16 protein-coding genes are annotated in these 16,776 nt (G+C 56.8%); 4 read left to right on the top strand and 12 right to left on the bottom strand.

The features are described from left to right. Window positions 1-52 precede the first annotated feature (52 nt). Entirely contained in the window at window positions 53-2,881 is a 2,829-nt protein-coding gene (gene uvrA, locus AB1748_RS03350) for an excinuclease ABC subunit UvrA (protein ID WP_111140208.1), read from the top strand. 231 nt (window positions 2,882-3,112) lie between these two features. Further along, window positions 3,113-4,177 carry an NAD(P)-dependent alcohol dehydrogenase gene (locus AB1748_RS03345; RefSeq protein ID WP_293774286.1) on the top strand — a complete coding sequence of 355 codons (1,065 nt, stop codon included), beginning with the start codon at window positions 3,113-3,115 and terminating at the stop codon, window positions 4,175-4,177. A 48-nt stretch (window positions 4,178-4,225) separates the two neighbouring features. On the opposite strand, the gene AB1748_RS03340 is transcribed toward AB1748_RS03345, so the two are convergent. From AB1748_RS03340 to dnaB, 6 genes are all read right to left on the bottom strand, one after another. Beyond that, on the bottom strand, window positions 4,226-4,549 hold the full coding sequence (locus tag AB1748_RS03340) for an MmcQ/YjbR family DNA-binding protein (protein WP_111140206.1): 324 nt from the start codon (window positions 4,547-4,549) through the stop codon (window positions 4,226-4,228). After that, window positions 4,549-4,968, bottom strand: coding sequence for a secondary thiamine-phosphate synthase enzyme YjbQ (locus tag AB1748_RS03335; RefSeq protein WP_111140205.1), 420 nt, complete (start codon window positions 4,966-4,968; stop codon window positions 4,549-4,551). Before AB1748_RS03335 ends, AB1748_RS03340 begins: the two co-directional genes overlap by 1 nt. 119 nt (window positions 4,969-5,087) lie before the next feature. Further along, window positions 5,088-6,281 carry an amino acid aminotransferase gene (locus tag AB1748_RS03330; protein WP_111140227.1) on the bottom strand — a complete coding sequence of 398 codons (1,194 nt, stop codon included), beginning with the start codon at window positions 6,279-6,281 and terminating at the stop codon, window positions 5,088-5,090. Window positions 6,282-6,321: 40 nt separating this feature from the next. Next, window positions 6,322-6,936 carry a YitT family protein gene (locus AB1748_RS03325; RefSeq protein ID WP_111140204.1) on the bottom strand — a complete coding sequence of 205 codons (615 nt, stop codon included), beginning with the start codon at window positions 6,934-6,936 and terminating at the stop codon, window positions 6,322-6,324. A gap of 242 nt (window positions 6,937-7,178) precedes the next feature. After that, complete coding sequence (locus AB1748_RS03320) at window positions 7,179-7,658, bottom strand: Lrp/AsnC family transcriptional regulator (RefSeq protein WP_128084961.1); 480 nt, start codon at window positions 7,656-7,658, stop codon at window positions 7,179-7,181. 129 nt (window positions 7,659-7,787) lie between these two features. Continuing rightward, complete coding sequence (gene dnaB / locus AB1748_RS03315) at window positions 7,788-9,194, bottom strand: replicative DNA helicase (RefSeq protein ID WP_111140202.1); 1,407 nt, start codon at window positions 9,192-9,194, stop codon at window positions 7,788-7,790. A 96-nt stretch (window positions 9,195-9,290) separates the two neighbouring features. On the opposite strand from dnaB, the gene AB1748_RS03310 reads away from it, so the two are divergent. Then, the gene (locus AB1748_RS03310) at window positions 9,291-10,274 is read left to right on the top strand and encodes a quinone oxidoreductase (RefSeq protein ID WP_111140201.1); all 984 of its coding nucleotides are present in this window, start codon (window positions 9,291-9,293) and stop codon (window positions 10,272-10,274) included. 209 nt (window positions 10,275-10,483) lie between these two features. Here the strand turns inward: AB1748_RS03310 and pspG are convergent, their stop codons facing one another. The 3 genes from pspG to AB1748_RS03295 all read right to left on the bottom strand — a co-directional run bounded on the left by pspG (window position 10,484) and on the right by AB1748_RS03295 (window position 13,277). Then, the gene (gene pspG / locus AB1748_RS03305; RefSeq protein ID WP_111140200.1) at window positions 10,484-10,750 is read right to left on the bottom strand and encodes an envelope stress response protein PspG; all 267 of its coding nucleotides are present in this window, start codon (window positions 10,748-10,750) and stop codon (window positions 10,484-10,486) included. A gap of 178 nt (window positions 10,751-10,928) precedes the next feature. After that, a complete protein-coding gene (dusA, locus tag AB1748_RS03300) occupies window positions 10,929-11,921 on the bottom strand; it encodes a tRNA dihydrouridine(20/20a) synthase DusA (protein ID WP_111140199.1) in 993 nt (330 codons plus the stop codon). A gap of 105 nt (window positions 11,922-12,026) precedes the next feature. Next, window positions 12,027-13,277 (bottom strand): conjugal transfer protein TraF, encoded by a 1,251-nt coding sequence (locus tag AB1748_RS03295; RefSeq protein WP_111140198.1) that lies wholly within the window; start codon window positions 13,275-13,277, stop codon window positions 12,027-12,029. A 448-nt stretch (window positions 13,278-13,725) separates the two neighbouring features. Between AB1748_RS03295 and zur the strand changes: the two genes are divergently transcribed. Continuing rightward, complete coding sequence (gene zur, locus AB1748_RS03290; protein ID WP_111140197.1) at window positions 13,726-14,247, top strand: zinc uptake transcriptional repressor Zur; 522 nt, start codon at window positions 13,726-13,728, stop codon at window positions 14,245-14,247. 53 nt (window positions 14,248-14,300) lie between these two features. Here the strand turns inward: zur and AB1748_RS03285 are convergent, their stop codons facing one another. The 3 genes from AB1748_RS03285 to lexA all read right to left on the bottom strand — a co-directional run bounded on the left by AB1748_RS03285 (window position 14,301) and on the right by lexA (window position 16,711). After that, window positions 14,301-14,513 (bottom strand): CsbD family protein, encoded by a 213-nt coding sequence (locus AB1748_RS03285; RefSeq protein WP_111140196.1) that lies wholly within the window; start codon window positions 14,511-14,513, stop codon window positions 14,301-14,303. Between the two features lie 160 nt (window positions 14,514-14,673). Then, window positions 14,674-15,996, bottom strand: a complete 1,323-nt coding sequence (gene dinF / locus AB1748_RS03280) for an MATE family efflux transporter DinF (protein ID WP_111140195.1) — start codon at window positions 15,994-15,996, stop codon at window positions 14,674-14,676. 100 nt (window positions 15,997-16,096) lie between these two features. Further along, window positions 16,097-16,711: a transcriptional repressor LexA gene (gene lexA, locus AB1748_RS03275; RefSeq protein WP_111140194.1), complete on the bottom strand. Its 615-nt coding sequence runs from the start codon at window positions 16,709-16,711 to the stop codon at window positions 16,097-16,099. Between the last annotated feature and the right edge of the window lie 65 nt (window positions 16,712-16,776).

The raw sequence follows: 16,776 nt of genomic DNA, 5'->3' as shown, positions 1-16,776 counted from the left end.
ATTCTGGCCGTGTCGGCAAGGCGCGGTGAGTGCTGCTAACCGGGAAAGGTGAATGGATAAGATCGAAGTTCGTGGTGCCCGCACCCATAATTTGAAAAACATTAACCTGACCATCCCACGCGACAAACTCATTGTGGTGACCGGCCTGTCAGGCTCCGGTAAATCCTCACTGGCGTTTGATACGCTGTATGCGGAAGGTCAGCGCCGCTATGTAGAGTCGCTCTCTGCGTATGCGCGCCAGTTTCTTTCGTTAATGGAGAAGCCAGACGTCGATCACATCGAAGGTTTGTCGCCCGCCATCTCTATCGAACAGAAATCCACGTCGCACAACCCGCGTTCTACGGTGGGAACCATCACCGAGATCCATGATTATCTGCGCCTGCTGTTTGCCCGCGTGGGCGAACCGCGCTGCCCGGATCATGATGTGCCGCTGGCGGCGCAGACCGTCAGCCAGATGGTTGATCAGGTGCTGTCGCAGCCGGAAGGCCGTCGCCTGATGCTGCTGGCGCCGGTGATTAAAGATCGCAAGGGCGAACACACGAAGACGCTGGAGAACCTGGCGGCGCAGGGCTATATCCGCGCACGCATCGATGGCGAAGTGTGTGACCTCTCCGATCCGCCTAAGCTGGAACTGCAGAAGAAACACACCATCGAAGTGGTAATTGACCGCTTTAAAGTGCGCGATGACCTGTCGACCCGCCTGGCGGAATCGTTTGAAACCACGCTGGAGCTTTCGGGCGGCACGGCAATTGTTGCGGATATGGATGATGCCGACGCCGAAGAGCTGCTCTTCTCGGCTAACTTCGCCTGTCCGGTCTGTGGTTACAGCATGAGCGAACTGGAGCCGCGCCTCTTCTCGTTCAACAACCCGGCCGGTGCCTGTCCGACCTGCGACGGCCTCGGCGTGCAGCAATATTTCGACCCCGATCGCGTGGTACAGAATCCGGAGCTCTCGCTGGCGGGCGGCGCTATCCGCGGCTGGGATCGCCGCAACTTCTACTACTTCCAGATGCTGCGTTCGCTGGCGGATCACCTCAGCTTCGACATTGAAGCCGCATTCGGCAGCCTGCCCGACAACGTACAGAAGGTAATTCTGTATGGATCCGGCAAAGAGAATATCGAATTTAAGTACATTAACGATCGCGGTGACACTTCGGTACGCCGTCATCCGTTCGAGGGCGTGCTCAATAACATGGAGCGTCGCTACAAAGAGACCGAATCCTCTGCGGTGCGCGAAGAGCTGGCAAAATTTATCAGCAACCGCGCCTGTGCCAGCTGTGAAGGTACCCGTCTGCGTCGCGAAGCACGTCACGTTTATGTCGAGAACACCACGCTGCCGACCATCTCGGAGATGAGCATCGGTCATGCGATGTCCTTCTTTGAAAACCTGAAACTCAGCGGCCAGCGTGCGCAGATCGCCGAGAAGGTTCTGAAAGAGATTGGCGATCGCCTGAGCTTCCTGGTGAACGTCGGCCTGAACTATCTCTCAATGTCGCGTTCTGCCGAGACCCTTTCCGGCGGTGAAGCGCAGCGTATCCGTCTGGCCAGCCAGATCGGTGCCGGGCTGGTCGGCGTGATGTATGTGCTGGATGAGCCCTCTATCGGCCTGCACCAGCGCGACAACGAGCGCCTGCTCGGCACCCTGATTCACCTGCGCGATCTCGGTAACACGGTGATCGTGGTTGAACACGACGAAGATGCGATCCGTGCCGCTGACCATGTGATCGACATCGGCCCGGGTGCCGGTGTGCATGGGGGCCAGGTCGTCGCAGAAGGCACCGTGGATGAGATCATGGCGCAGGAGGCGTCGCTGACCGGCCAGTTCCTGAGCGGCAAGCGTGAGATTAAGGTGCCGGAAGCCCGTGTCAAAGGCGATCCGGCGAAGGTGCTGAAGATTACCGGCGCGCGCGGCAACAACCTCAAGGATGTTACGCTGACGCTGCCGGTCGGACTCTTCACCTGCATCACCGGCGTCTCCGGCTCGGGTAAATCGACGCTGATCAACGATACGCTGTTCCCGATTGCACAGCGGGCGCTGAACGGGGCGACCATCGCCGAACCGGCCCCCTACCGCGATGTGGCGGGTCTGGAGCACTTCGACAAGGTGATCGATATCGATCAGAGCCCGATTGGTCGTACTCCGCGTTCTAACCCGGCGACCTACACCGGCATCTTCACCCCGGTACGTGAACTCTTTGCCGGCGTGCCGGAAGCGCGTTCGCGTGGTTATAACCCGGGCCGTTTCAGCTTTAACGTGCGCGGCGGACGCTGTGAAGCCTGTCAGGGCGATGGCGTGCTGAAAGTCGAGATGCACTTCCTGCCGGACATCTACGTGCCGTGCGACCAGTGCAAAGGCAAACGCTATAACCGCGAAACGCTGGAAGTGAAGTACAAAGGCAAGAGCATTCATGAAGTGCTGGAGATGACCATCGAAGAAGCCCGTGAGTTCTTCGATGCGGTGCCGGCACTGGCGCGTAAGCTGCAGACGCTGATGGATGTGGGTCTCTCCTACATCCGCCTCGGTCAGTCTGCGACGACGCTCTCCGGCGGTGAAGCGCAGCGCGTGAAACTGGCGCGTGAGCTTTCCAAACGCGGCACCGGCCAGACGCTCTACATTCTGGATGAGCCGACCACCGGCCTGCACTTTGCCGATATCCAGCAACTGCTGGAAGTACTGCATCAGCTGCGCGATCAGGGCAATACCATCGTGGTGATTGAGCACAACCTCGACGTGGTGAAAACCGCCGACTGGATTGTCGATCTCGGCCCGGAAGGGGGCAGTGGCGGCGGTGAAATCCTGGTGGCGGGCACGCCAGAAACCGTGGCGGAGTGTGAGAAATCCCACACGGCGCGCTTCCTGAAGCCGCTGTTACAGAAGTAATTCCCTCAGGCCCGCCGCGTGCGGGCCTTTTTTATTGCCCCTGCCGATTCAGCCAGAAAAATGCAGGATCAGGCAAGATTCAGACATGTATAGGCATATACGCTTTTCACCACGCTGACTATCCTTAAGCGGTTCCTCTTTGGCACGCCCTGCGTCGCCCTGTTTTTGCAGCCCGTTCAGACGGCTGCACTTCATCAGAAAAACTCACGACACATCGAAACTGGAGACACCATGAATATTACGCATGCGTATGCTGCTCAGGATGCAAAATCCAAACTGGCACCGTTCGATTTCAAGCCGCGTGAGCTGCGCGCCCATGACGTCCAGCTTGAAGTGCTGTTCTGCGGCGTTTGCCATTCCGATCTGCATCAGGCCCGTAATGAGTGGAAAAACACGATTTTCCCTGTTGTGCCGGGTCATGAAATTGTCGGTCGCGTAACCGCCGTTGGGCCGCAGACGCAGAAATATAAAGTCGGCGATCTGGTTGGCGTGGGCTGCATGGTCGACTCCTGCCGCAGCTGTCCGAGCTGTCAGCAGGGTCTGGAGCAGTACTGCGAAAACGGGTTTGTCGGCACCTACAACGGTGAAGATCGCGAAACCGGCGCGATTACCTACGGCGGCTACTCCACATCAATGGTGGTGGATGAGAGCTTTGTGCTGCGCATTCCCGAAAACCTGGAGCTGGCGGGCGTGGCACCGCTGCTGTGCGCCGGGATTACCACCTACTCCCCGCTGCGTCACTGGAATGTCGGCCCGGGTAAAAAAGTGGGCATCGTCGGTTTAGGCGGTCTGGGCCACATGGGTGTGAAGATCGCCCACGCGATGGGTGCGCATGTAGTGCTGTTCACCACCTCGGCCTCTAAGATCGAAGATGGCAAGCGTCTGGGCGCCGATGAGGTGGTTATCTCTAAAGATCCGGCGCAGATGGCGCAGCACGCAAACAGCTTCGACTTTATCCTCAACACCGTGGCGGCGCAGCACGATCTCAACCCGTTCATTACTCTGCTGAAGCTCGATGGCAACATGACGCTGGTCGGTGCGCCGGAGCACGATCACCCGGCACCTCAGGTGTTTAACCTGATCTTTAAGCGCCGCAGCATCGCCGGTTCACTGATCGGCGGTATCGCGGAAACGCAGGAGATGCTCGATTTCTGTGGCAAGCACAACATCACCTCAGACATTGAACTGATTGCGATGGACCAGATTAACGACGCCTATGAACGTATGCTGAAAAGCGACGTGAAGTACCGCTTTGTTATCGACATCAACACGCTGCGCGAGCAGTCTGCCGCGTAACCGTCCTGCGCTTAACCCTCTTGCTCAGGTAAGAGGGTTTTTTGCTGTCTACCGCCCCGCCGCCACCTGCTGCCAGGAGGCGTCGATCAGATAGTAGATCTGCGAATCTTTGAGCGAACCGTCGAGAAACAGTGTGCTCCAGTGGGACTTATTCAGATGTTCGCTGGGAATAATGTCGCTATGCTCTTCGCGCAGTAACTCGGCCAGCGCGGGCGTCGATTTCAGCGATATCGCGGGCCGCCCTTTGGCCTCGTGCACCATCGCAAACAGCACGCCATTGCTCTTAATCTGCGTGGCTTTCCAGTCACTGTGGACGCTCTGCTCCGCGCCCGGCTTGCTCATACAATAGGTCAGTAAGTCTGAGTTATTCATTACGCTTCCCCCTGTAACGTCGCGACAATTCGCCTGGCACCGCCATCAATGCGATGCTCGCCCAGCCAGATACCCTGCCAGGTGCCCAGCACCAGACGTCCGCGCTGAACCGGTAAAAGTAACGACACGCCTAAGATCGATGATTTGATGTGTGCGGGCATATCATCGCGTCCTTCGTAGTCGTGCTGATAAGGTGCATTTTCCGGCACATGCCGCATGAAATGCTGCTCCATATCGCTGCGCACCGTCGGATCACAGTTCTCATTTAAGGTTAACGACGCCGACGTATGCTGTAACAGCAGATGCAGCAGGCCGGTTTTGATATCCCGCAGGCCGGAGAGCGATCCGACAATCTCATCGGTCACCAGATGAAAGCCGCGCGACTTCGCGCTCAGCGTGAGGGTCTGTTGATGCCACATAACGTTTTCCTTGAACGGTTGTCCCGTTTAAGTGTGCAGCATGTCGCCCAAAGGTAAACCCTGACCCATAAAAAAACCGCCGGATCGAACCCGGCGGTTTTTTCACAGCGTGGCAACCGTTACATCACGGCGGCAAAGGCTTCAGCCACCTGATGCACGTTTTTGCTGTTCAGACCGGCGACGCACATACGGCCACTGCCCACCAGGTAGATGCCAAACTCGTTGCGCAGACGATCGACCTGCTGCGCGCTCAGTCCGGTATAGCTGAACATGCCGCGCTGTTTCAGCAGGTAGTCAAAGTTTTTGCCCGGCAGCGCGGTGCGCAACACTTCGACTAATGACTCACGCATCGCGAGGATACGCAGACGCATCGCCTCCACTTCTGCCAGCCAGCTCGCTTTCAGCGCCTCATCGTTGAGGACCCGCGCCACGACCTGCGCACCAAAGTTCGGCGGGCTGGAGTAGTTACGACGAACGGTCGCTTTAAGCTGGCCCAGCACGCGCGCTGACTCTTCGGCGCTGTCGCAGACGATAGAGAGCCCCCCCACGCGCTCACCGTAGAGCGAGAAGATTTTGGAGAAGGAGTTGCTCACCAGCGCGGGCAGACCGGCGGCTGCGACGGCGCGCAGCGCATAAGCATCCTGCTGCATACCGGCACCAAAGCCCTGATAGGCGATATCCAGGAAAGGAATCAGCTGCTGCGCTTTCAGCACCTCAATGGTTTCATCCCACTGCGCGTCCGTCAGGTCGGCACCGGTCGGGTTATGGCAGCAGGGGTGCAGCAGAACGATGCTCCGGGCCGGCAGGGTTTTCAGGGTGCTGATAAAGGCATCAAAGCGCACACCGTGAGTGTCTGCGTCATACCAGGGGTAAGTGTTCACCTCAAAACCGGCACCGTTGAAGATCGCGATATGGTTTTCCCAGGTCGGATCGCTGACCCAGACAGCGGACTGCGGGAAATAGCGTTTCAGGAAATCGGCGCCCACTTTCAGCGCGCCCGAGCCGCCCAGCGTCTGAATCGAAGCGATACGGCCCGCCTGCAACATCGGATGATCTGCCCCGAACAGCAGCGGTGCAATCGCACTCCGGTAGCTGTTCAGCCCTTCCATTGGCAGATAGAGCGATGCCTGATGCGGCTCAGCATAGATCTGCTCTTCGGCAGCCGCCACGGCCTTCAGCTGTGGGATGATGTTCTGTTCGTCATAATAGAGCCCGATACTCAGGTTAACTTTGTGTTCGCGCGGGTCTTGTTTGAAGGCTTCCATCAACGACAGAATCGGATCGCCAGCATAGGCATCAACGTTTTGAAACACGGTATAGGTCTCCAAGATTGGTCCAGAGGTAAAAAACGGGTTAAACCCGGTAGCGTCCCGGACGGTGGTTCATTGCAATAATCAGATTCAGGATCACCGCCCCCGCAATCGAAGCGAGCAGGATCGGGCCACTCACCACAAACAGGGAGGCCAGCACGACGCAGGTGTCCACCGCCATTTGCAGTTTTCCTGCGCGGATCCCAAAGCGATCCTGAAGCCACAGCGCCAGAATGTTGATGCCGCCCAGGCTCGCTTTATGACGAAACAACACTATAAACCCGATTCCCATGATGACGTTACCGAACAGTGTCGCATAGAAGGGGTTGAGATCGGAAAAGTGGACGAACAGCGGATGCAGCTGGGTAAACAGCGACACCAGACCGACGGCGCAGAAGGTTTTCAGGGTAAATTCCCAGCCCATGCGTTTTACCGCCAGCCAGTAAAAGGGAATGTTGATCAGGAAGAAGGCGCCGCCAAACGACAGCGGCGAGAGGTAACTGATCAGAAAGGCGATACCGGCGGTGCTGCCGGTCAGGGCGCCTGCCTGTTTCAGCATGATGACGCCGAACGAGACCATCAGGGTGCCCAGCACCATCGCCAGCGCATCTTCAATGCGCGAATGGGGGACGCGGGCGGGTTCTGCGATGTTATCCATGGGGGGGTTTCTCAGTGCAAAGGATGCGGTTCAAATGCAAAAAACGCACCATCGTCACCGCGCTCACCGGCGGCTGCACGGAAGCGCGCGATATCTCATTGATATCGCTGATACTTCAGGACAGAAATTTTTGCATGAATGACGCCTGCTTCCGTCATATCTTGCGTAAAACCCCGTTACGATGCGCATTGTTTGCATGCTTTACCGCCAGTGTGCACCAAAAGCGCACAGCGCGCACCTTTTTAGCGCGTTCTGCTCTCAGGCATCATCATCAGCCCGTTCTCTTTCATGCGGCCCAGCACCACTGACGTTTTCACATGAGATACGCTCTGATGACCGGCCACTAACTGACTGATTAAGGCACTCAGGGCGTTGAGATCGGCCACAGCCACTTTAAGCAGATAGTCTGCATCCCCGGTAGTTTTGTAAGCATCGACGATTGCCTGCTCCTGCTCCACCATGCGGTGAAAACTCTCGACATACTCTGCAGTATGGTTAATCAGGCGCACCTCTATCAGTCCTACCATGCCCAGCCCAATCGCATCGGGTGAGAGCCGGGCGTGATAGCCCAGGATCAGATTCGCCTGTTCCAGATTAATACGGCGGCGGGAGCATTGTGAGGCCGAAAGCCCGACCAGATCGCTCAGTTCCTGATTGGTCAGACGGCCGTTGGATTGTAATAAAGTCAGGATTTTAAGGTCGTAATCGTCTACGTGAGTCATTCCGTTTCCACAGCGTAATGGTCGTCGCTTTGTTACAGATAACCCGATAACCCGAGAGGTTGTCCAACACTATTTTCTGATGATGGGAGCTGTCATGCACAGATCGTGCATGACAGCCCGGTGCGGAGATTATTCGTCGTCGTACTGCGGGCCTGCATAGTTATCAAAGCGCGACCACTGGCCGTTAAAGGTCAGCCGCACCGTGCCGATCGGGCCGTTACGCTGTTTACCCAGGATAATCTCGGCGATCCCTTTAAGATCGCTGTTTTCGTGATAAACCTCATCGCGATAGATAAACATGATCAAATCCGCATCCTGTTCGATCGAGCCCGATTCACGCAGATCCGAGTTGACCGGACGCTTGTCGGCTCGCTGCTCAAGGGAGCGGTTAAGCTGCGACAGCGCCACAACCGGCACGTTCAGCTCTTTCGCCAGCGCCTTCAGCGAGCGGGAGATCTCCGCAATTTCCAGCGTTCGGTTGTCCGACAGCGAAGGCACGCGCATCAGCTGCAGGTAGTCGATCATGATCAGGCTTAAACCGCCGTTTTCACGGTAGATGCGCCGGGCACGGGAGCGCACTTCGGTAGGCGTCAGGCCGGAAGAGTCGTCGATGTACATATTCTTCTTCTCCAGCAGGATGCCCATGGTGCCGGAGATACGTGCCCAGTCCTCGTCATCGAGCTGGCCGGTTCGGATGCGGGTCTGATCGACGCGGGAGAGTGACGCCAGCATACGCATCATGATCTGTTCGCTGGGCATCTCCAGGCTGAAGATCAGCACCGGCTTATCCTGCAGCATGGCGGCGTTTTCGCACAGGTTCATCGCAAAGGTGGTTTTGCCCATCGACGGACGGGCAGCGATAATAATCAGGTCAGAACCCTGCAGGCCCGCCGTCTTTTTATTCAGATCCTGATAACCCGTATCGACACCGGTGACGCCGTCGTGCGGCGTCTGATAAAGCGATTCGATTCGGGTAACGGTTGATTCCAGAATCTGCTCGATATTTTTCGGGCCCGCGTCTTTATCTGCGCGCGCTTCCGCAATCTTAAAGACGTTCGACTCCGCAAAGTCGAGCAGCTCCTCACTGTTGCGTCCCTGTGGATCGTAACCGGCATCGGCGATCTGATTGGCAACGGAGATCATCTCGCGCACCACCGCACGTTCGCGCACGATATCGGCATAGGCGCCAATGTTGGCTGCGCTCGGCGTATTTTTAGCCAGTTCAGCCAGATAGGCGAAGCCGCCCGCCATCTCCAGTTCGCCACGGGTTTCCAGCGATTCAGAGAGTGTAATCAGGTCAATGGGTTTGCTGTTTTCCAGCAGCCGCTGCATCTCTGAAAAAATCAGCCGATGCGAACGGTTGAAAAAATCATTCGCGACGACGCGCTCAGAGACGTTATCCCAGCGCTCGTTATCCAGCATCAACCCACCCAGCACAGACTGCTCCGCTTCCAGCGAATGCGGGGGCATTTTCACGCCTGCGAGCTGGCGATCCTGCGTTTCGTTCGATTTGTTGGTGGGTTTATTTCCTGCCATAGTGAATGCATTACCGATCTTCTGTGGGGACGCGCAAGTATACCTTAGTTGAGGGGCGTGCCTCACCCTCATGATGAAACAATCACAGGAGTCAGAATGGCAAAGCGTATTCAGTTCAGTGCGCACGGCGGACCGGACGTTTTAGAGTGGACAGATTTTGAACCTGCTGAGCCTGCGGAACAGGAAGTTCAGGTAGAGCATCGCGCTATCGGCATCAACTACATCGATACCTATGTGCGCAGCGGCCTCTATCCGGTGGCCGCCTTTCCTTCTGGCCTGGGGACGGAAGCCGCAGGCGTGGTTTCCCGGGTCGGCCGGGGCGTTACGCTGTTTAAGCCCGGCGACCGCGTGGTCTACTGCCTGGCATCCCTGGGCGCCTACAGCGAAGTACACAATGTGGCAGAAGATCGCCTGATGCATCTCCCGGAGGCGATCAGCTTTGAACAGGGCGCAGCCAGCTATCTGAAAGGGCTGACCACGCAATATCTGCTTCGCCAGACCCATAAAATCAGCGCCGGAGAAACCTTTCTGTTTCACGCTGCGGCAGGCGGCGTCGGACTGATCGCCTGCCAGTGGGCCAAAGCACTGGGCGCGCACCTGATCGGCACGGTGGGTTCTGCGGAGAAAGCCGCACTGGCGAAACAGGCCGGTGCCTGGGCGACCATTAACTACCGCGAAGAGGACATTGCGCAGCGCGTCAGCGAACTGACAGAGGGAAAAAAAGTGGCGGTGGTCTATGACTCCGTCGGTAAAGATACATGGGAAGCGTCGCTGGACTCGCTGCGTCGTCATGGCCTGCTGGTCAGCTTTGGTAACGCCTCCGGGCCCGTGACCGGCATTGATCTTGGCATCCTGAATAAGAAAGGATCGCTGTTTGTGACCCGTCCTTCGCTGTTTGGCTACATCACCAACCGTCAGGAGCTGGAAACCGCCAGCGCCGAGCTGTTCTCGCTGCTGGCCAGCGGCGCGATTCAGGTGGACGTTCCCGCGCAGCAGAAGTTTGCGCTTAAAGAGGCCAGCAGGGCGCATCAGATGCTGGAGAGCCGTGCCACGCAGGGCTCCTGCCTGTTAATTCCGTAAGCGTCAGCAACAAAAAGGGCTTCCCGCAGGAAGCCCTCTTCTTTTTTTCTTTTTAGTTCGCGCTGGTGTAGGGACAGCGGCGATGAATTCGTGTCGGGTCGATGGCACATCGAACTGACGACAGCATCCTGCCAGAAAACATAAGTAAAAAATATGTTTAATTGCAGATCCGCGCTAATCAATCTTTCACTCTGTGATCTTTACCGCATTTAGCGCCAGCTTTTTCGGTCTAACCTGTTGATCTTGCGCCGCAGGTTGCGACGCGCTCGTGCATCGCTGTCGCCAAAAAAAGTCCGATGCAGCCAGACGGCTATCACCGCCAGCACCAGCCACGGTAACACTTTAATAACAAGTGCGAGCAGTCCACCGACAAACATTACGATGGTCGCTACCCCCAGTGCCGCCAGCACGCCCACCAGCGAAACGCCGGTCAGCAACAGCATCAGGAAAAAACCCAATACGAATAAAATTTCCACGTCAGCACTCCTTTTTGATATTCATTGTTATAGATATTACAAAAAGCGTGCCAACAGATAACCTGCTGTTTTTACAACATTAAACGGCCGGTTCGTGCCTGTGACCTGGTGAGAAAAACCAGATTATGGCGTAAAAAAAACCAGCCTCACGGCTGGTTTTTAACGTTAAAAAAGAAAATCAGGCTTCCTGCGGGATTTTATCAGCGACCAGCGACAGCGCCGCATCCAGCACACGCACGTCCGCGCCCGGCTTATGGGCATTTTCGCTCAGATGGCGACGCCACTGGCGCGCGCCCGGAATGCCCTGGAACAGGCCCAGCATATGGCGCGTAATGTGGCCGAGATAGGTGCCCTTCGCCAGCTCCGCTTCAATATAAGGGTACATGGCACGCACCACCTCAACCGGATTTACCGCCGGCTGCTGACGACCAAATAAGGTCCGATCGACCTGCGCCAGAATACCGGGGTTCTGATAGGCTTCGCGGCCCATCATTACGCCGTCGAGGTGCTGCAGATGGTTCTGCGCCTCTTCCAGCGTTTTCACGCCGCCATTCAGGGCGATGGTCAGATGCGGGAAATCGCGTTTCAGCTGCCAGACGCGCGGATAATCCAGCGGCGGGATCTCGCGGTTCTCTTTGGGGCTGAGACCGGAGAGCCAGGCTTTACGCGCATGAATAATAAAGGTGTCGCACTCGCCGCGCCCCGCGACCGTGCCGATGAAATCGGTCAGGAACGCATAGCTGTCTAGCTCATCAATACCAATGCGGGTTTTGACGGTGACCGGAATCGATACTACGTCGCGCATTGCTTTGACCGCATCGGCGACCAGATTTGCCTCGGCCATCAGACAGGCACCGAAACGGCCATTCTGTACCCGATCAGAGGGACAACCGACATTCAGGTTCACTTCATCGTAGCCGCGCTGTTCTGCCAGCTTCGCACAGTGCGCCAGCGCCGCCGGATCGCTGCCGCCCAGCTGCAACGCAACCGGATGTTCGGCCTCGCTGTAAGCCAGGTAATCCCCTTTGCCATGAATGATGGCGCCGGTGGTCACCATTTCGGTGTAGAGCAGCGTATCAGCCGTCAGCTGACGATGGAAATAGCGACAGTGGCGATCGGTCCAGTCGAGCATCGGCGCGACAGAGAAGCGTTGCGAAGAAAATTCAGGCATGAAGTACAGGCAATCCGGTAATTAAGGTGATGGAATTCTGTGCAAGGATAACACAAGGCGGGGCGATAGTGCATCGCCCCGCCCCGGACCGCCTGAATAACGCGCTTAGAAGTTGAAGCCCAGCTGTACCATTGCGCCCCAGGTGTTGTTCGCGCCCACCGATCCGGCCAGATCCAGATGGACGGCTTTGTTAAACGGCGAGAGACCAAAACCGGCGGTAGCGACATTCTCATCGTTGGACCGCATATCCGCACGATAACCGGCACGCAGCTGCAGCCAGTCGAGAACGCGGTACTCCGCACCCACAGCCGCATACTGGCTGCTGCCCTGGCTTTTAAAGCGTTTCGTCTCCGTCAGATCCACATCGCCCGTCACGGTAAACGGCCCCTTATCCCAGGCCAGGCCGGTAGTGACCAGCGGGCGAATCTGATAGGTGTCGCGATAACCGTTGACCTCGCGGGTCTGCAGATCGCGCGACACCAGGTTCTGACCGGTGACGCCCAGCGTCCAGTTCTCCGCAAAGGTCGTCGCCAGACCGGCATCGACGTTAAACCCGGTATCCGTGCTGCGATACTGGCTGTTGTTGATGTCGTTCTTGTCGTAGTTATAGATGCTGGCGGTGTAGTTATAGAGCCAGGTTTTCTGCACTTTCGGCGTAACGCCCACCGACACCGGCTGACCGGCGATGGTGAACTCATGCGCGACCGCCACACCATAATCGGTGACGAGGGCCGCTAAACCATTGGCGCTGGAGCGAAGGTTGTTCTGGTCGCCCTGACGCGGCAGTATCGTGCCGTTAGCCACGCCGCGCAGATAGTCGATATCACCCTGCTCGACATTAGCGCGAACGTGCGCCGTACCGTAGGCTTTGGTGATAAACGCGAAAGGCAGCGTCTCATTCGGCACCGTCACGGCGACGGCAACACCCGCCGAGCCATTGGCTTTATCACCGCGCAAATCGCTCAGCCTGTTGGCCACATCACCAGAGGCAGCACGCAGTTCAGGATAGCCACGGAAATAGTCTGCCGGCGTAAAGTTACCCAGCACTGAGCGGTAACGATCCACGGTCGCGGTAATATCATCGACCTTGTTAATCAGGTCATCTTTGTCAGTGACCTGAACACCGGCTGACGGAAAAATAATGCTGACGTTATCGTCGGTTTTAGCACGCGTCATCAATGCCGGGTTTGCCAGCACCGCAGATCCATACAGAGAAGAAGCGACGCCGGTGCCACCCATGGCGTCATTACGTGCATCGTACCAGGTCCCTGCCGCCATGGCGGAAGAAGAAAGGAAAAGCGCGGTCGCCGCAGCGGAGTACTTCAGCGCCGGACGTTGAGCGGATTTTTTCACCATTTGCCTGCCATCACCTGAAATTGTCATTAACACATTCAATGACTGAATAATTTGTTAGCCGTATTGTGAATGCTGGCTAACGCGTCGTTGCTGTGAATTCAAAGGAAACAGTGCCTTAATTCAAGTGATTGGACGTTTTCCAACCAAAAATTTGTTGTGATTGTTCAGACCGAGCCGGGGAATTACCAAAAATACCAGCCGTTGCTTAAGTCTTTCTGAACATTACTTCTTAACTCCGTGAGATGCAAAGCAAATTGCCCCTGAAATCCTCTGACGGTCGATTCGGAATGGATCTGATTTGTCCTCACTAAGGTTAAAAAAGCGGGCTGAAACGCTGAATATGCTGTTTTAACAGGCAATTAATGCTGTTTTTTTAAGCCAGAAGCCACTTCAGCACCCCGCCGCCAATTGTGATAAAATAACATCACTCATCCAGCGGAGAATTTTCATGACAACCATGACGTCGCAGCAAATTTTGACCCAGGCCGAAAAAATGTGCCTGCAACGCGGTGTGCGTCTGACGTCGCAGCGCGCTGAAGTGCTGCGCCTGATGGCCGAACAGCCTGGCTCTATCAGCGCCTACGATCTGCTGGACCAGTTGCGGGTCAGTGAACCTCAGGCCAAACCGCCCACGGTCTATCGGGCGCTCGATTTCCTGCTGGAGCAGGGCTTCATCCATCGGGTGGAGTCCAACAATAGCTATGTTATGTGCCACCATTTTGAAGCCCCGGCGCATACCTCGGTGATGCTGGTCTGCGATCGCTGTGCTGCCGTCTCGGAAAAACAGGCGCAGGGCGTGGAGACCATAATTGCGACGCTGGCGGGCGAAGCGCAGTTTGCTCTGCGCCATAGCGTGATCGAGGCGCATGGGTTATGTGAAAACTGTGCGGAAGTGGCGGCCTGTACGCATCATGATAGCTGCGAACATGATCATCAGGAGGAGGGAAAAAAACGGGGAAAACGGGGATAGGCTGTAACGCCTGAAAGCGGTTCCGGTGAAGGCTCACCGGAACAGGGGCTCGATTACCAGCGATGATCTTTGTTGTGGGTTTCCCAGTCTGTTACTTCGCGCTCTGCTTCATCTTTCGCATAGCCGTAACGCTCCTGAATTTTGCCCACCAGCTGGTCGCGTTTGCCTTCGATCACCTGCATATCGTCGTCGGTCAGCTTGCCCCATTTCTCTTTCATCTTGCCTTTGAACTGCTTCCAGTTGCCGCTCGCTTCGTCTTTATTCATGGCAGACCTCCAATCCTCGGGGTTTAATTATCTGGCTACTCGCCATAACTTCGATACAAATCGCTGCTTAACAGCGCCGTATAGAGTTAATTGTAGTCGCCATATTCAAGAATGAAGAATAATACAGAATAATCTGTACCCTTCTGCCAGCCTGGCTGAATCAGGCTTCAAACCAGCTGTTCTGACGCCAGTGCCTGCGCCAGATGAGCCAGAGCGTCAGGCCACGCAGCGCCAGAAAAACGGTTACCGCCAGCCACAGTCCATGATTACCCAGCAGCGGAACGCTCAGCAGCGTCAGGAAGTAGCCTGCGGCGGCCATTACCATGCTGTTACGCATCTCGCGACCGCGTGTGGCACCGATAAACATGCCATCCAGCAGGTAACACCAGACGCCCGCCAGCGGCATGATGACCTGCCAGACCAGGTAGCGATCGGCGGTCTGTTGCAGCGACGTCAGCGAGGTCAACAGCGTCACGATCTGCGGACCGGCGATCGCATAGACCAGCGAGAAGAACAGCGCGACGGCCACCGCCTGACGACAGGCGGAGTGCCAGACACGCAGCAGTTTACGGCCATCTTTAGCGCCATGCGCCTCTCCCGCAAATGCCTCTACCGCATAGGCGAAGCCATCGAGTGCGTAGGCGGTGAAGGTAATGAACATCAGTAAGACGGCGTTAACAGCGACCACATCGGGGCCGAGCCGTGCGCCCAGTACGGTCAGCGAGGCGAAACAGAGCTGCAGCATCAGGGATCGTAGCATGATATCCCGGTTGAGGCGCAGCAGCCGGGCACTGTCACCGCGCCAGCTCTGTTTCAGCAGGGCTGGCGTGATGCCGTGCAGTTTCAGCACCCGCCAGACCATGATGCTGCCAACGCCCAGCGTGATGTACTCAGCCAGCGCCGTGGCGGTGGCCGCCCCCGCGACACCCCAGTGCAGACCCATGACCAGCCAGAGATCGAGCACGATATTCACCAGATTTCCCACCACCAGCAGGATCACCGGCGCACGCGCATACTGTACGCCCAGCAGCCAGCCCAGGATCACCAGATTTGCCAGCGTGGCAGGTGCGCTGAGCCAGCGGATTTGGATAAACCGCGCAGCCTGCGCCAGGACCTCGGGACTGCCACCGATCAGCTGCGTTGCCAGCTGAATAATCGGATAGCGTAAGACGATAAACAGCACACCGGCCAGCAGCGCAATGATCAGCGGCTGGACCAGCGCCCGCGCCAGCGCCGTTTTGTCGCCCGCACCCAGCGCCTGCGCCGTGAGACCGGTGGTACTCATCCGCAAAAAAAGCAGCAGCATAAAGAGGAAACTGGTGACGGTGGTCCCGACCGCGACCCCGCCAAGATAGACAGGGCTGTCGAGATGACCAATAACTGCGGTATCGACCACGCCCAGCAGGGGCACGGTGATATTTGAAAGGATCATCGGCAGCGCAAGCCGCCAGAGATTTTTATCGGTTGCCGTGATAAAGCGCATTCGCCGTTCCGTGCTCAGTGTCGCTGCGCAGACAGGGCAGCGACAAAATTAGGGCAGACAGAATAGCATCAGAGCGGGCGAATGCACGCGGGCAGAAAAATCAGAGCCATTCGCCGTTGCGAACCACGCCCACGGCCAGACCTTCAATAGTCAGCGACTGCGCACGGGTATCAACCACGATCGGGTCAAATTCACTGTTTTCAGGCAGCAGATGCACGATAGCGCCCTGCTTTTTCCAGCGCTTCACCGTGACTTCATCATCGATGCGCGCCACGACGACCTGACCATTACGCACATCCTGGGTCTTATGCACCGCGAGCAGATCGCCATCCATAATCCCGATATCTTTCATCGACATTCCGCTGACGCGCAGCAGGAAGTCAGCCGACGGCTTAAACAGGCCCGGATCCACCTTGTAGTGGGTTTCGATATGTTCCTGCGCCATGATCGGTTCACCGGCAGCAACCCGGCCAATCAGCGGTAAGCCTTCTGAGGCTTCTTCTTCCATCAACAGACGGATGCCGCGCGAAGCACCGGACACGATCTCGATGACGCCTTTACGCGCCAGCGCTTTCAGATGCTCTTCTGCCGCATTCGGCGAACGGAATCCCAGCTGCGCGGCAATCTCGGCACGCGTAGGCGGCATGCCCGTTGAAGTAATATGGTCGCGAATCAGGTCATAGACCTGCTGCTGCCTGCTGGTTAATGCTTTCATCCCGCCCCCTGGTTGTTTATACAGTCGCTGTGAGTATATACAGGTATTGGTGAAATGGAAACCGA

Origin of the sequence: Pantoea sp. Ep11b, assembly GCF_040783975.1 — a bacterium.
Lineage (GTDB): Bacteria > Pseudomonadota > Gammaproteobacteria > Enterobacterales > Enterobacteriaceae > Pantoea.
The sequence above is the reverse complement of the archived record's forward strand: the minus strand, read 5'-3'. Positions and strand labels throughout refer to the sequence as shown.

What these genes read in the sequence shown, in the direction of transcription:
- dinF (WP_111140195.1), bottom strand. Translation starts at nt 15,996, where the DNA reads ATGCGCTTTATCACGGCAACCGATAAAAATCTCTGGCGGCTTGCGCTG.
- dusA (WP_111140199.1), bottom strand. Translation starts at nt 11,921, where the DNA reads ATGCCTGAATTTTCTTCGCAACGCTTCTCTGTCGCGCCGATGCTCGAC.
- uvrA (WP_111140208.1), top strand. Translation starts at nt 53, where the DNA reads ATGGATAAGATCGAAGTTCGTGGTGCCCGCACCCATAATTTGAAAAAC.
- AB1748_RS03340 (WP_111140206.1), bottom strand. Translation starts at nt 4,549, where the DNA reads ATGAATAACTCAGACTTACTGACCTATTGTATGAGCAAGCCGGGCGCG.
- AB1748_RS03285 (WP_111140196.1), bottom strand. Translation starts at nt 14,513, where the DNA reads ATGAATAAAGACGAAGCGAGCGGCAACTGGAAGCAGTTCAAAGGCAAG.
- AB1748_RS03310 (WP_111140201.1), top strand. Translation starts at nt 9,291, where the DNA reads ATGGCAAAGCGTATTCAGTTCAGTGCGCACGGCGGACCGGACGTTTTA.
- dnaB (WP_111140202.1), bottom strand. Translation starts at nt 9,194, where the DNA reads ATGGCAGGAAATAAACCCACCAACAAATCGAACGAAACGCAGGATCGC.
- AB1748_RS03325 (WP_111140204.1), bottom strand. Translation starts at nt 6,936, where the DNA reads ATGGATAACATCGCAGAACCCGCCCGCGTCCCCCATTCGCGCATTGAA.
- lexA (WP_111140194.1), bottom strand. Translation starts at nt 16,711, where the DNA reads ATGAAAGCATTAACCAGCAGGCAGCAGCAGGTCTATGACCTGATTCGC.
- AB1748_RS03335 (WP_111140205.1), bottom strand. Translation starts at nt 4,968, where the DNA reads ATGTGGCATCAACAGACCCTCACGCTGAGCGCGAAGTCGCGCGGCTTT.
- zur (WP_111140197.1), top strand. Translation starts at nt 13,726, where the DNA reads ATGACAACCATGACGTCGCAGCAAATTTTGACCCAGGCCGAAAAAATG.
- AB1748_RS03320 (WP_128084961.1), bottom strand. Translation starts at nt 7,658, where the DNA reads ATGACTCACGTAGACGATTACGACCTTAAAATCCTGACTTTATTACAA.
- AB1748_RS03295 (WP_111140198.1), bottom strand. Translation starts at nt 13,277, where the DNA reads ATGGTGAAAAAATCCGCTCAACGTCCGGCGCTGAAGTACTCCGCTGCG.
- AB1748_RS03345 (WP_293774286.1), top strand. Translation starts at nt 3,113, where the DNA reads ATGAATATTACGCATGCGTATGCTGCTCAGGATGCAAAATCCAAACTG.